10 protein-coding genes are annotated in these 13,952 nt (G+C 61.7%); 8 read left to right on the top strand and 2 right to left on the bottom strand.

Going from position 1 to position 13,952, the window contains the following annotated elements:
* Positions 1-224 precede the first annotated feature (224 nt).
* Positions 225-1,157, bottom strand: a complete 933-nt coding sequence (locus ABFA30_RS10185) for a ketoacyl-ACP synthase III (protein WP_410045394.1) — start codon at positions 1,155-1,157, stop codon at positions 225-227.
* Between the two features lie 314 nt (positions 1,158-1,471).
* On the opposite strand from ABFA30_RS10185, the gene ABFA30_RS10180 reads away from it, so the two are divergent.
* From ABFA30_RS10180 to ABFA30_RS10145, 8 genes are read left to right on the top strand one after another with little or no spacing between them, the layout of a single operon-like run.
* Positions 1,472-2,239, top strand: coding sequence for a class I SAM-dependent methyltransferase (locus tag ABFA30_RS10180; protein ID WP_410045393.1), 768 nt, complete (start codon positions 1,472-1,474; stop codon positions 2,237-2,239).
* The gene (locus ABFA30_RS10175; protein WP_368816015.1) at positions 2,236-2,838 is read left to right on the top strand and encodes an HAD-IB family phosphatase; all 603 of its coding nucleotides are present in this window, start codon (positions 2,236-2,238) and stop codon (positions 2,836-2,838) included. The genes ABFA30_RS10180 and ABFA30_RS10175 overlap by 4 nt, the downstream gene beginning before the upstream one ends.
* Positions 2,814-3,485 carry an NTP transferase domain-containing protein gene (locus ABFA30_RS10170; protein WP_368816016.1) on the top strand — a complete coding sequence of 224 codons (672 nt, stop codon included), beginning with the start codon at positions 2,814-2,816 and terminating at the stop codon, positions 3,483-3,485. The genes ABFA30_RS10175 and ABFA30_RS10170 overlap by 25 nt, the downstream gene beginning before the upstream one ends.
* Positions 3,478-4,626 (top strand): CDP-glycerol glycerophosphotransferase family protein, encoded by a 1,149-nt coding sequence (locus tag ABFA30_RS10165; RefSeq protein WP_410045392.1) that lies wholly within the window; start codon positions 3,478-3,480, stop codon positions 4,624-4,626. The genes ABFA30_RS10170 and ABFA30_RS10165 overlap by 8 nt, the downstream gene beginning before the upstream one ends.
* A complete protein-coding gene (locus tag ABFA30_RS10160; protein ID WP_368816018.1) occupies positions 4,623-5,105 on the top strand; it encodes an acyltransferase in 483 nt (160 codons plus the stop codon). The genes ABFA30_RS10165 and ABFA30_RS10160 overlap by 4 nt, the downstream gene beginning before the upstream one ends.
* Positions 5,089-6,237: a DegT/DnrJ/EryC1/StrS family aminotransferase gene (locus tag ABFA30_RS10155; protein ID WP_368816019.1), complete on the top strand. Its 1,149-nt coding sequence runs from the start codon at positions 5,089-5,091 to the stop codon at positions 6,235-6,237. The genes ABFA30_RS10160 and ABFA30_RS10155 overlap by 17 nt, the downstream gene beginning before the upstream one ends.
* Positions 6,228-6,644 (top strand): FdtA/QdtA family cupin domain-containing protein, encoded by a 417-nt coding sequence (locus ABFA30_RS10150; protein ID WP_368816020.1) that lies wholly within the window; start codon positions 6,228-6,230, stop codon positions 6,642-6,644. The genes ABFA30_RS10155 and ABFA30_RS10150 overlap by 10 nt, the downstream gene beginning before the upstream one ends.
* The gene (locus ABFA30_RS10145; RefSeq protein ID WP_410045391.1) at positions 6,641-11,035 is read left to right on the top strand and encodes a glycosyltransferase; all 4,395 of its coding nucleotides are present in this window, start codon (positions 6,641-6,643) and stop codon (positions 11,033-11,035) included. Before ABFA30_RS10150 ends, ABFA30_RS10145 begins: the two co-directional genes overlap by 4 nt.
* A 104-nt stretch (positions 11,036-11,139) precedes the next feature.
* On the opposite strand, the gene ABFA30_RS10140 is transcribed toward ABFA30_RS10145, so the two are convergent.
* Positions 11,140-13,914 (bottom strand): glycosyl transferase, encoded by a 2,775-nt coding sequence (locus ABFA30_RS10140; protein WP_410045390.1) that lies wholly within the window; start codon positions 13,912-13,914, stop codon positions 11,140-11,142.
* Positions 13,915-13,952 lie beyond the last annotated feature (38 nt).

Raw genomic sequence — 13,952 nt, 5'->3', positions numbered from 1 at the left:
TGGTGGGTACTACGGCTTCCGGCCTTGGCAATTCGCCGGGTGCGGCCTAGAGAACCTTCGTAATTGTTATCGTCGTCAGGGCGGGTTGCTTTAGTGCTTTTTCGAAAAAAATTACTGGCATCCTGCCAGCCCAGTGAAATCAAGGACTTGACGCCAAGATACCGACAGACACAAACAAAAACGCCGCCCGAAAAAAGGCGGCGCCCATGCCAGTATGCAGCGGGTCAGTCGCCACGCTCAATGATCGCCGACCCCCAGGACAGGCCTACGCCGAAACCACTGAGGGCGACGCGCCTGTGCTGCGACCCGAGCACATGCTTTTCCAACAGCAAGGGAATACTGGACGACACGGTATTGCCGGTCTCGACCATGTCCTTAATGAATTTCTCCGGTCCACCTTCCTCGAAACGCCGCGCCACCGCATCGACGATCGCAGCACTCCCTTGGTGGATACAGAACAGATCGATGTCATCGGCCTGTAGCCCACTGGCCTCGAGCAATTGATGCAGATGCGCCGGGACCTTGAGCAGAGCGAAATTGAACACCTGCCGACCATTCATGAAGAACTTGCCATCATTGGTCTTGAGAAACTCCGCACCGCCGCCATCGGTGCCAAACATCGATTTACCCAATTGCCACGGAGCCCCGTCAGCCATCCAGGTGGCGGTTGCCGCATCTCCGAACAGCATGGTGGTGTTGCGGTCCTCAGGATCGACGATCTTCGAATAGGGGTCGGCCGTGATCAGCAGGCCATTCTTCAGGCCAGCCGCCTCCATGAAGCCTTTCATGGCATAGATGCCATAGACATAGCCAGAGCACCCCAGGGAGATATCGAAGGCTGCGACATGGGTCGCCAGCCCGAGCTTGTCCTGGACGATCGCGGCAGTATGGGGCAAGCCTTCTGCATCGCCGTTCTGCGTAACGACGATAACGGCATCGATGGACGCCGGATCCAAAGCCGGATTGGCAGCGAACAATGCTCTGGCAGCCTCGACGCAGAGGTCGGAGGTTTCCTGGGTGTCTTCCTTGCGTGGCAGAAAGGTGGAGCCGATCTTGCCAAAGATGAAATCCTGATCCTTACCGAATTTCGCACCCTGGACATAGTTGTCCACGCCGTCCACAGGCACGTAACTCGCGATGCTTTTGATGCCAATCATTGTGGCTTTCCCAATCAATATGGCGAATTTTCTCGGGGACTGGAGCTCTGGCGCTAGGTATCACGCCACCCCAGACGGGTTTCCCGCTGACTGAATAGCTTAGAGATGCGCGTTTCGACTGCCAAGTCACGTGTACAGATAGATGGTCATCATTCGACGCCTACGTACCGACGACCAGCAGTACGAATACGACCCGCCGCCCCTCCCCGCTGATTGGCAGGTCTTTTGCTTGAACCGCCCGCAACGTCGGAAGCCTGACACAGTCCGGCCTTCTGGGCCTGTTTTGCCGACCGCCTTTACCAACGAGAACGAATATGAGCACCCGAGGCCGATTGAAAGGGGAGCGGATCGATATCGACTACCGCACGACCCAAGCCTTCTTCGACGCACGTGGGAAACGCGATTACGCCAATGTCCTGAGCACGACCATGTATCAGGATCACAGCCCTGAGCTGGTCGAGCAGCGTGATCAAGCCGAAAAGAGGGCGCTGGCGCCACAACTCCAATTGCACGCTGGCAGCCGCATCCTCGATATCGGCTGCGGCATCGGTCGCTGGGGCTGGTTCATCGACGAGCAGGTCGCCGATGCGCAGTATCTAGGCATTGATTTCTCCCCCGCATTGATCGACAAGGCCAGCACCGAAGCCCAACGTCGCAGCAAGCTCGGGTTGCGCTTCCAGGTGATGTCGGCCACGGCCATCGATCCTGCTTCGCTCGTGCTCGGCGCCCCTTTCGACCTGGTGATCATCTCGGGGCTGCTGATCTACCTGAACGATGAAGACTGCGTGAATGTGCTACGCCACGCAGGCCAGCTTTGCGCTCCGGGCGGGCTGATCTACGTGCGCGAGCCGGTCGGCGTGGCCGAGCGTTTCACCCTGGATCGTTTCTATTCCAATGAACTCGAACACGAATACTCGGCCATCTACCGCACCATCGATGAACTTGGCCAACTGATGGCTCACGCTCTAGAGCCGGGAGCCTTCACTGCACAGGCTGCCGAGTTCCTGTTTCCCGCCGACCTGGAAAAACGCGCCGAAACTCGCCAGTACTACACCATCTTGAGAAAGGCGGGATCACAATGAGAACAGCCTACTGCTTCGATCTCGACGGCACGCTGACCCGCCAGGAACTACTGCCACTGATCGCTTCCTCGGTTGGCCTGGAGGACGAGATATCCGTGCTGACCGAAGCGACCATCAATGGGGTGCTGCCATTCGACAAGTCCTTCAAGCTGCGGGTTCGCCTGCTACGGGACGCGCCGCTGGACTGGATCCACGCCGCCCTCGCCGAACACGTAGACTTCGACCGGCACATGCTCGACTTCATTGCCCAACGTCCCGAACAGTGCTTTGTGGTGACCGGCAACCTGGATGTCTGGGTCAAACCCGTGCTCGAGCGTCTCGGCATCCAGAGTTTCACCTCCACGGCGAGCCTGGAAGATGGCCAGCTAATGGGCATCAAGCACGTTCTGCACAAAGGCGACGCTGTCAACAGCCTGCGCAACCGTTTCGACCGGATCATCGCCGTTGGCGATGGCATGAACGATGTGCCCATGTTCGAATCCGCCGACTGGCGTATCGCCTTCGGCGGCACTCATTCACCCAATCACCTGCTGGTCAAACTCAGTGATTTCGTGATCAACGACGGGAAAGCCTTATGTCGCCTATTAAGCATGCTGTGATCTGCGCTGCCGGCATCGGCTCCCGGCTTGGGCTGAACAAACCCAAATGCCTGGTGGAGGTGAACGGCCGCACCCTGCTCGACTATCACCTCGAGCGCCTTGCCTGGGCCGAGACGGTATGGCTGGTCGTAGGCTTCGAGGAGCAGGACGTCATCAACCACGCCATGGCTCTGCGTCATGACCTGATTGTCGTGCGCAACCCCGACTATGCCAGGACCAACACCCTTCAGAGCCTGCACCGAGTGTCCCGCCACCTCCAGGAACGCTTTCTGGTCATCGACGCCGACACCGTGGTCGAGGACGTGTCGTTCCGGACGTTCATGGAAATGGCCGAGGAGCACCGGCAACTCATCGGCATTTCCGACTACACCACCAGCGATGGGGTCCGCGTCCTGCTGGACAGCGACGGGGAATCGGTCACCGGCTTCACCCGCGACCCCCAGCATCCCTGGGAGTGGACCGGCATTGCCGTCATCGAGCCACAACTGGTACTGGACAAGCCGATCTTCGTCTACCAAGCGATCGAGCCCTACCTGCCAATTCGTGCGGCGAGGCTCAAGGCATTCGACATCGACACCACCGACGATCTGGACATGGCGCGCCAGGTTCTCGCCGCGGGCTGGAAGCAAAGGGTAGAACATGCGTGAAGACAAGATGGCGGCCCGCAGGCTGCGCCTGGCGATCCTGTACCAACTTCCCGAGTCCTGGGGCAATGTACGCAGCGTCTGGGAGGCCGCGCAAGACGATGCGCAAATCGAAGTGATCGTGGTGATGCTGCCATTCATCCACAAGGATTACCGCTGGCAACGCGAACAGTCGCAAGCACACCTGGACGCGCTGGGTGTGCCCTTCCTTGCCTGGGACACCTTCGCTCTCGAAGACGCCGGATTCGACGCCGTGCTCTACACCTCCCCCTACGACGAAACACGCCCCGAAGCCTATCGCTTCGCCAACCTGCGCCAGCACGTACGCTGCATCACCTACGTCCCCTACGGCCTGGAGGTCGGTGGCGGGGAGCACAACTACGTCTATCAGTATGGGCAACCCGTCACCGCGCAGGCCACCGCCGTGTTCGTTCGATCGGAGGGTGTCAGACAAATGTTCGCTCGCCATTGCCCCACCGGCTCCAGCCACGTCCAGGTCACAGGGCATCCGCGTATGGACGGCTTGGTCGACCTGTTGCGGTTCGATGTCGATCCGACGCTGCGAGAAGCGATTGGCGACCGGCGTGCGGTGCTGTGGAATGCCCATTTCTCCATCGATGGCGACCTCTGGTCGACGTTCGACCTATTGGCAGGCGACATCCTGGCAGCCTTTGCCACTCGCCCGGATCTGGCGTTGGTGTTGCGCCCTCATCCGCTGCTCTGGAAGAAGCTGGCCAACCTGAACATTCTCGACGAGACAGGCATCTGTGCACTGAAGCGCGAACTGGCGGCGCGAGGGGTCATCGTCGACGAGCGCACCGATCACCGCCACGCCTTCGCCGTCAGCGAAGCGATGATGAGCGATGTCGGCTCCTTCCTGATGGAATACCTCGCCACCGGCAAGCCGGTGCTCTATCTGCGCAACCCGCATGGCCTGGGCCTGAACGAAGAAGGCTCGGCCGTCGTCCGCCATTACCAGGTCGCCGACGATGCCGCCGGGGTCGAACGCTTCCTCGATCAGCTCCGTCAGGGTCACGATACGCTCGCCGAGAGCCGCCGCGCGGCAATCGGCCAGTTCTTCCATGCATTCGATGGCCGTGCCGGCCAGCGTGTGGTAACCGCCATCAAGGAGCTGCTGGCATGACCCAGGCCCATCCTCTGGCCGACGTGCAAAGCGTCATCATCGGCGAAGGAACGCGTATCTGGCAGTTCGTGGTGGTCCTCGCAGGCGCCCGTATCGGGCGGGACTGCAATATCGCCGCCCATTGCTTCATCGAGAACGACGTGGTGATCGGCGACCGTGTCACCCTCAAGTGCGGTGTCCACCTGTGGGACGGCCTGCGAATTGCCGACGATGTCTTCATCGGCCCCAACGCCACCTTCACCAACGATCGCTTTCCTCGATCCCGGCAGTGGCCTGACCACTTCCCGCAGACCCGGGTCGAACGCGGCGCATCGATTGGCGCCGCGGCTGTGATCCTGCCCGGGCTGGTCATCGGCGAACACGCCATGGTCGGTGCCGGCGCCGTGGTCACCTGTGACGTGCCGCCACGGGCACTGGTGGTCGGCAACCCAGCACGAATCGTGCGTTATCTGGAAAACGACAATGCACCGGTTTCTTGATCTCCAGGCACTCAATGCACGCGACGAAGCGCAACTGACCGAGGCCTTCCTGCGCGTGCTTCGCTCGGGCTGGTACGTGCTCGGCCCGGAGGTACAGGCCCTCGAGCAGACGTTCGCCAAGGCTTGCCAGGTCGACCATGGGATCGGCGTGGGTAATGGGCTGGATGCACTGACCCTGATCCTTAAGGCTTATATCCAACAGGGGCGACTGGCCAAGGGCGCGCATGTCATCGTGCCCGACAACAGTTTCATCGCTACGGCCCTGGCGGTGAGCGAGGCTGGCTGCCAGCCGATACCGGTGGAGCCGCTTGAGGGCAGCTTCCTGATCGATCCACAACAGGTGGAGGCGGCCATCAGCCCACAGACAGGGGCGATCATTGCCGTCCACCTGTATGGCCGTTTGGCCGACATGGCCAGCCTGCGTGAAATCGCTGACAGGAATGGGTTGCTGCTCATCGAGGATGCCGCGCAGGCCCATGGTGCGCTCGATGCCCGGGGGCGCTCGGTCGGCTCACTGGGGGATGCCGCCGGCTTCAGCTTCTTCCCTGTCAAGAATGTCGGCGCCCTTGGCGATGCCGGCATGGTGACCACCAACGACGCCCAACTAGCCGACAGGATACGCAGCCTGCGCAACTATGGCTCCAGCGAGAAGTACGTGCACGACGCCAAAGGCGTCAACTCGCGCTTGGATGAGCTACAGGCGGCGCTGCTGCGAGTCAAGTTGCCGCGCATGATGGAGGACGCCATACAGCGTCGGCGCCTGGCGCAACGGTACCTGGCCGGCATCCGCAACCCACTGGTCACTCTGCCCGACGCGGATGAGATCGACACGGCCCACGTCTGGCACCTGTTCGTGGTGCGTTGCGCCCAGCGCGACGCCCTGCAAGCACACCTGGACGCCAACGGCATACCGACGCTGATCCACTATCCGATCCCGATCCACCTCCAGGCCGCCTATGCGGAACTGTCGGCCCGCCAACTTCCGATCACCGAGCGGTTGTCTGCCGAGATCCTCAGCTTGCCCCTGTATCCGGGCATGCCCGAAGCGCTGGTCGAGGCCGTGATCGAAGCCTGCAATCGTTTTACCGGCGATGCCAAGCATGCAACGCCCGAGGAGCCGCCATGTCACTGAAGGACTGCAAGATCATCGACCTGCCCAAGATCGAGGATCCACGGGGAAACCTGACCTTCATCGAATCCGATAACCACATCCCATTCGATATCGCCCGGGTCTACTACCTGTATGACGTGCCTGGCGGCTCCCACCGTGGCGGTCATGCCCACAAAGGGCTGCATCAATTGCTGATCGCCATGTCCGGCAGCTTCGACATTCTACTGGACGACGGCCGCACCCGTTTCAAGTACCACCTGAACCGCTCGTACTACGGGCTGTACATACCGCCGATGATCTGGAGGGAAATCGATAACTTCTCCAGTGGTTCGGTGTGCATGGTGCTGGCTTCTGAGCGCTATGACGAAAGCGATTACTACCGGGACTACGATACGTTCCGCAATGTGGTACTCGGAGAACAGGCATGAGCGCATCGAATACCCCCGGCAACGCGATTGATCGCCTGCTCCACGGGCTTGGCCAGTTGCGCGAAATCAAGGCACGGCAGCGTAAGCCCAAGGCCCCTGCCGTAGATGTCACGGTTGCCGTGATGTCCTACAACAACGCCGCCTTCCTGGGGGAGACCATCGAGTCAGTGCTGGCCCAGGAAGGCGTGCGCCTGGAACTCGTGGTCTTCGATGACTGCTCCCCCGACCACAGCGTGCAGGTATTGGAAGGCTATCGCCACGATGCCCGCTTCCGTTACCAGATCAACCCCCGCAACCTGGGCATGATTGGCAACTACAACCAGTGCCTGCGTGCCGGCTCCGGGCGCTATGTAGTGGTGCTGGGTTCCGATGACATCCTGTATCCAGACCACTTGCGCAGCCTGGTACAGGCCATGGACCGACACCCTCATGCTTCCCTGGGATACACCCAGTGCATGTGGATCGACGAACACGGGAAGGTACTGCGGCACGCGGTGCATCCGGGTCATCGCGCCGAGAGCTACGTCGGCGGCCGCGATGAGCTGGTCGATCTGCTGACCCATGACAGCTATATCACCCCGTCGGCCGCCATCTTCCGCCGTAGCATCCTGCCCAGCCTGACCCTGCCCGACGGCGGTGTCCACCGGGACGGCATGCTGGCAGGCGACTGGGAGCTGTGGACCCGCATGGCTCAGGTTGCCCCCGACTTCCTGTTCCTGCATCAAGCCACGGTGGGCTACCGCATCCACGGCGGACAAATCTCTCAGAACTTCTATGCCTCGGACAAACCGCTGGCCGAGCACACCCGGATCCTCGAACTGAATCTCGCCGAGCCGGCGGCACGCAAGCGCATGCAACGCTCGGCCGATGGCATCTGGAAGCTGTACCTGCGTCGCATGGCCAGCTACCCGACCGAGCTCCAGGCACACTATGCACAGCGCCAGGAACAGATTCGCCGGATGCTGTTCGACTTCACCCCAGGGCAGGCACTGGCATGCGAATACCTGTTCTCGGTGATCGTCACGACATTCAACCGCCCGAAGTTCCTGATGGATGCGCTGGCCAGTCTGGCATCGCAGTCCTGCAAGGACTTCGAGGTGATACTGGTGAACGACAACGGCTCGCCCGTGGAAAACATGCTGGACGGTTTCGAGTTTCCCATCACCTACATGCGCCAAAGCCGCAATCGAGGCCCCGCTGCCGCACGCAACGCCGCTCATCGCCTAGCTCGCGGCCGCTTCGTGACCTACCTGGACGACGACGATCGCTACCTACCGGAGCATCTGCAAACTCTGGCACAGGCCATTGAGGTCCATCCCAACCAGGTGCCATACGCGGATGCGATCTACATCATCGAATCCCTGGAAGGCGAGGCTCGGGTCGAGCAGGCCCGCGAACAGCGCTATCGGCATGGGGAATACTCCAAGGAACGTCTGTTCGTCGATAACTACATCCCCATCAACACCTTCGCTTGTCCGCGTGAACTGCTCGAACTCATCGGAGGCTTCGACGAATCCATGCACGGGCTGGAGGACTGGGATTTCCTAATGCGCCTCGCCTCACGCGCGACCTTGCGTCATGTGCCGGGCGATACGGTGGAGGTCCGGCTGCGCGAAGCCAAGTTCGACCCGACCCGCCGCTCGCAGCAGGCGTTCAAGGATTACTCGCGGCTCTACCTCGATCTCTATGCTCGCCATGGCGATCTGGGCAGCGAAACGGTACGCCAAGGCCGACGCAAGATGCTCCAGCGCCTGGGTGTCGCCGAATCGGGTCAGCGACATGGGATAGCCATGCGCCAGTGGCTGGATCAGCGCCAGCTCACCCCCATCCAGCAGCGACTGGTAGAAGAGCGCCTGCAACAGCACGCCTGCGCGCCCCTGTTCGCCATCGCGGTGATCGACCTACAAGGCGATGCGGCGAAAGTCAGTGCCACGCTGGCATCGCTGCATGCCGCCAAGGCGCTGTACCCTCGTATCCAATCCACGCTACTGAGCGTAGCGCCGGACACCGCAGCCGACTTCAGAGGCCCGGTCTTGCCGGTCACGCCTGACAACTGGTTGGAAACGCTCAATCGGCTGATAGCTGAATCCAACTGCGACTGGATGGGCCTGATCCACGCCGGTGATGAACTCACTGCCCACGGCCTGCTGATCGTGGCCCTTGAATTGCTCACAGCACCAGATACCCGTGCACTGTACTGCGACGGTATGTATCGCCACACCGATGGTAGCCTGGGTGCGGCCTTGCGCCCAGACTTCAACTTGGACTACCTGTTGAGCCTGCCGACCGGTATGGGACGGCATTGGTTGTTCCGGCGCACCGAGGTATTGGCGACAGGGGGCTTCGACAAAGCGTATGCCCATGCGCCGGAGTTCGAACTGATCCTGCGCCTGATCAACTCAGGCGGCCTGGAAGGGTTGGGACATGTCGCCGAGCCCTTGCTGGTGACCGACTCTCCCAGCCTGCAGGACGTGGACGATGAGAAGCGCGCCATCCTCTGCCATCTGCGCGACCGGGGTTACGTGAATGCACAAGTGCGTTCCGACCGGCCCGGCCAATACCGGCTGAACTACGGCCATGCGCAACAGCCCCCTGTGTCGGTGCTGATCATGGCAGGCAGCAGCCTGGCCCATGTGCAGCGCTGTGTCGAAAGCCTACTCGAGACCACGCGCTACCCCAACTACGAGTTGCTGCTGATCGACAGCGCCGCAACGGCTGACGATGTCAGTCAATGGCTTCAGGCGATCGGCAGTCTTGGCGAACCTCGCCTACGTACCATCGACCCGGGTCTTTCCGGCAACAGTGTGACAGCCATGCTCCAGTTCGCCACGGAGCAGGCCCTTGGCGATTACTTGCTGTTGCTCTCTCCTGAGTCGGCAATCATCGATGGCGACTGGCTAGATGAGTTGCTCAACCACGCCCAGCGCCCTGAAGTCGGGGTCGTCGGCGGCAAGCTGCTGACCCCGGAAGGCAAAATCCGCCATGCTGGCCTGTTACTGGGTCTCGAGGGCCCAGCTGGCGAGGCCTTCGCCGGAGAGGCGATGGACAGTGCCGGCTACATGGAGCGATTGCAGGTCGACCAGAGCTACAGCGCGGTCAGCCAGCACTGCCTGATGATTGCCCGCGAGCTGTACCAGGCCCTCGGCGGCCTGTCTCCAGACGTGCCCGAGCGCTACCTGGACATCGATCTGTGCCTACGGGTCAGGCAAGCCGGCTATCTGATCGTCTGGGCGGCGAATGCGCGGGTCATGCTCGGCGCGCAGGATCCCGCGCCAGTACCGCATGAAGAGCAAGACGCGCTATACCGCAAGTGGTTGCCGCTCATCGTCCGAGATCCGGCCTACAACCGTAACCTGTCACTGAGCCAGCCTGGCGGCTTCAAGCTGGCAGACAGCGAATTGTCGTGGCGTCCACTGTCTTCCTGGAGACCGTTGCCGACGGTCCTGGCCCACCCGGCAACTGCGTCCTCGTCGGGTCATGCCCGCATCATCCAACCGTTCTGCGCCTTGCAGCATGCCGGCCTGGTCGAAGGTGCACTGTCCCTGGGGTTGCTGCAGTTGACTGAACTGGCGCGCTATGCGCCAGACAGCATCATCCTGCACCAGCGCATGGATAGCGAGCGTCTCGAAGCCATGCGCCGCATGAAAAGCCTGTCCACCTCCTTCAAGGTCTTTGACATGGACAGCCTCTGCGACTCGCTGGCGGCCCCCTCGACGCAGGGTGACGCCCTGAAAGTCCTGCGCAATGGTCTGGGCTTCGTCGACCGTTTCGTGGTTGCCACACCGGCCCTGGCAGAACTGTTTTCAAACCTGCACCATGATGTGCAGATCCTCGAGAATCGTCTGCCGGTACTGTGGAAAGCCCAGCAAGGGCTGCGCAGGGCTGGACGAAAGCCGCGCGTTGGCTGGAACGCTGCGGATGCTGACCCACAGATGATGGCCGAAGTGTTCCAGGCACTGGCCGGAGAGGTCGAATGGGTGTTCATCGGCGACTGCCCTGCTGGGCTGCGGACCTTTGCGCACGAGCTGCATCCTCAGGTCGCCGTCGAGCAATATCCGACGATGCTGGCAAGCCTGAACCTCGACCTGGCGCTGGCGCCTCTGCGGCAGAACCTGGCCAATGACTGCCAGGGCAATCTGGTACTGCTGGAGTTCGGTGCCTGCGGTATTCCAGTCATCTGTAGCAACGTACGCGCCTACCAAGACGATACCCTTCCGGTGACACGGGTCGACAACGAGGCCAGGACCTGGGTGGACGCCATCCACATGCATACCGGCGACTTGGACGCCAGCGCACGGCTGGGCGATGAGCTACAAACGGTGGTGCACCGGGACTGGATGCTCGAGGGGCATCACCTGGATGCTTGGCAGAAGGCATGGCTCCCGGGCTGAGTCGATGTACCGGCCGCCATGGAACGGGCCCTTCACCTGATCTACTGGCGAGGGGATAAAAAATCCGATGCCGTCTCCGGCATCGGATTTTTTCTAGCACCTGGTCAGTCCAGGTGGGCGAGCCATTCCAATTCAGCGCCCGCCCCCGAGCGTGAAACGTCCACCCCGCTACGCGCGTCGACTACCACACGCCCTGCGAATGACGCTGGCCAGAGAGCCTGCAATGCTTGAGCCTGCTGCACGTCGGGTATGGCCACGGCATTGTTCATCACTTGCATATCGGCGGTCCAAACCACCAGCAGCCCCGCCTCTGTGGCCCGCAGGCAAAGGTCGATATCGGTCCCTGCCACCGTACGTAGCCCACCACAGTGGTCGAGCAGCTCCTTGCGCACCATCAGGCAATCGGAGGAGATCGCTGCACAGCCACGCACCATCGCCGGCCAACAGGCTTGGACAGACGCCGGCAGCGGCAGTCCCCGCCAAGGCGCGTTCACCCATGGCCCACGCATCAGGTCGAAGCCGGCATGACTGATAGCTCCGTCGCTAGACAGCAGGCAACCTCCGACCACGCCCACTTCGGGACGCAGCGCCTGGTTCAGGAGGGATTCGATCCATGCCGGGGTCAGCACCTGGCAGCGCTCCGAGAACAGCACCACGTATTCACCACGAGCTTGAGCCGCCAGGGCATTGAGCAACTCACTACGCGATGCGCCTGCCGCACCGACCACCAGACGCGCCCTTGTGCCAAAGATGGAGACCACATCGGCGCACGACTGTGCATCACCTTCAGCACAGGCCACCAGGACCTCGTAACGCGAATAGCGGGTCCGCTGGAACACGCTGGCCAGGCAGTCACGCAATTGCCCTGGAGCTTCCACGCCAATCAGGAGGCTCACCAACGGTGTCACCCCATGACGGTAGTCGATCAGAAAACCGCCTTCGCGCCGCTCCTCGACCTGAGCGCGATACCCCAACTGGGTCAGGTGCCGGTTGAGGGCCGCCTGCGCGTCCGCGCTCATCTGCAGCGCAGGTTGCTGGCCGATGACTAGGTATTCGTCCATATGGGCCAGGCTGCCCACGCCGTTCTGTTCGACCAGACGCAGCAGTAGGTCGAATTCCAGAGCATGGCGATTCGCCTCACTGTAACCGCCGAGGTCGACCACCGCCTGGCGGCGTACCAGCCAGTGGTGGGACATCAGGTCTGGACGGCCACGCAACAGATCGAGGTCGGCCCCTGGCCGCACGACGCTGACCAGGCGCCCTTCGCTGTCGCGTTGCACCTCATTGGCACAGATGGCCTGGCAGCCAGGCTCTTCAGCCAGCTCAACCTGCAAGCGCAACAGGGCACCGCAAAGCAGCACGTCGCCGGCCTGCATCAGCAACATCCACTCACTGGACAGTTGGCGCGCCACCTGGTTGAGATGAGAGACCCAATTGCCCTGGGTTACCTGGATAAAGTGCAGTGTATCCCGAGCAGTGGTGAGCGCTGGCGGCTCTCCAGCCTTGAGCACGACCAGCTTGAAATTGCGCAAGCCGCTGGCCAACAGGCTGTCGAACGTGGACTGCAAGGCTTGGTCATCGCTCTCCAGGTCCAGCACCACGAAGGCGATCTGCGCACCACCACGCTTGGCCAGGTGATCGAGGACACGCTGCCGGCCGGTGGCGTCCGGCGTGGCAGCAGCGATGGCCTGGAGCACTTGACCCGAAGCAGTCTGCTGCAACAAGGAGGCCTGGTCGATGGCTGGCAACTGCCCGAGCCGCTCCAGCCAGTCGCCCATTTCTCGCCGGTACTCTCCATCGGACTCGCCATTGAGGGTGGACAGCAGGCGTTGGCATACCTCACGGTTGAACAAGCCAAGTGCCTGGGCCTGCCAGTAACGTTCCTTGAGACTGTCGACGGTGTCATTGGGATGTTCGACGAGCAGATCACGCTGGCGTACCCAGGTACCTTCCAAGGCATGGCGCTGGGCATGGCCTGTCGGCCAGGCATGCCAAAGAAACTCAAGAGACGACAGCTGGCTGAACAACTCGCCATTGTAGTAAGGCAGCTCGACGTACTGGCGCGGTTCGAAACGCCGCTCCGGCTCGGCTACAACGCTGTGCCACTTGGATGTGAACAGCAAAGGTTCCCTACCCTGATCGCAGGTTTTGCGCACGAACTCACTGAGCAAGGCGAAGTCCGTATCATCCGAGCAGGCACGCAGATGATCGCCATCCCATTGACGCAGCACCCGCATGGCATGCGCCAATCGCTCGTCCCGTGCCGCTGGGCTCTCGCAGGTCGGTGCATAGGCGCGGATCACGCCAGCCTGGGCAACTTGGGCGAACTCGCCCTGGCAAAGCAGGGAAAACGACAGCGCCGTTCGCCAGGCAGGGAAATCCAAGCCTTCAGGCAGATCGGCCAGCGCGGTGCGCAACACTGGCACTCGCAACACAGCGCGCCACGCTTGCTGGCCAGCCGAGGCGTACTGCCACAGACGCCCCTGGACACCCACTTGCGGCACAGGAGCGAAGGCCGCGCCGGTCTTGTGGTAGGTCACCTCTGCGTTGCCCACCTGGTAAGCCAAGGCATAGCCCTGCACCGCCACCACCTGTGGCTGTGCCTGCAGAAGCCCCACGGCCTGCTCCAGGGCCGCAGCCAGAACGAAATCGGCATCCAGGGCCAGCACTACGAAAGGTGTCCGCACCTGCTCCAGCATCTGCTCCAGCAGACCTCTCCAGCCTGCTCCATGCTCAGTCTCCGAGCGCTCGGCAAGCGCCAGACAAGGCACGCCCAGGGTGCTGTAGTAATGCAGGGAGCGTTCCCGGTGATCCGGCTCGTCATGCCCCATCAGGACGACTGTCACGTCCTTGCGCAATTGGCTTGCGTTTACGCTCATAGTTCACCCGTTCAATTGGTGGTTCTCCACATGGCGAC

Origin of the sequence: Pseudomonas sp. HLMP, from assembly GCF_046365545.1 — a bacterium.
Taxonomy (GTDB): domain Bacteria; phylum Pseudomonadota; class Gammaproteobacteria; order Pseudomonadales; family Pseudomonadaceae; genus Aquipseudomonas; species Aquipseudomonas guariconensis_B.
This window is presented reverse-complemented; position numbering and strand designations above follow the sequence as displayed.

Coding starts and splice junctions, on each gene's coding strand:
- ABFA30_RS10165 (WP_410045392.1), top strand. CDS start 3,478: ATGCGTGAAGACAAGATGGCGGCCCGCAGGCTGCGCCTGGCGATCCTG.
- ABFA30_RS10140 (WP_410045390.1), bottom strand. CDS start 13,914: ATGAGCGTAAACGCAAGCCAATTGCGCAAGGACGTGACAGTCGTCCTG.
- ABFA30_RS10145 (WP_410045391.1), top strand. CDS start 6,641: ATGAGCGCATCGAATACCCCCGGCAACGCGATTGATCGCCTGCTCCAC.
- ABFA30_RS10170 (WP_368816016.1), top strand. CDS start 2,814: ATGTCGCCTATTAAGCATGCTGTGATCTGCGCTGCCGGCATCGGCTCC.
- ABFA30_RS10155 (WP_368816019.1), top strand. CDS start 5,089: ATGCACCGGTTTCTTGATCTCCAGGCACTCAATGCACGCGACGAAGCG.
- ABFA30_RS10185 (WP_410045394.1), bottom strand. CDS start 1,157: ATGATTGGCATCAAAAGCATCGCGAGTTACGTGCCTGTGGACGGCGTG.
- ABFA30_RS10150 (WP_368816020.1), top strand. CDS start 6,228: ATGTCACTGAAGGACTGCAAGATCATCGACCTGCCCAAGATCGAGGAT.
- ABFA30_RS10175 (WP_368816015.1), top strand. CDS start 2,236: ATGAGAACAGCCTACTGCTTCGATCTCGACGGCACGCTGACCCGCCAG.
- ABFA30_RS10160 (WP_368816018.1), top strand. CDS start 4,623: ATGACCCAGGCCCATCCTCTGGCCGACGTGCAAAGCGTCATCATCGGC.
- ABFA30_RS10180 (WP_410045393.1), top strand. CDS start 1,472: ATGAGCACCCGAGGCCGATTGAAAGGGGAGCGGATCGATATCGACTAC.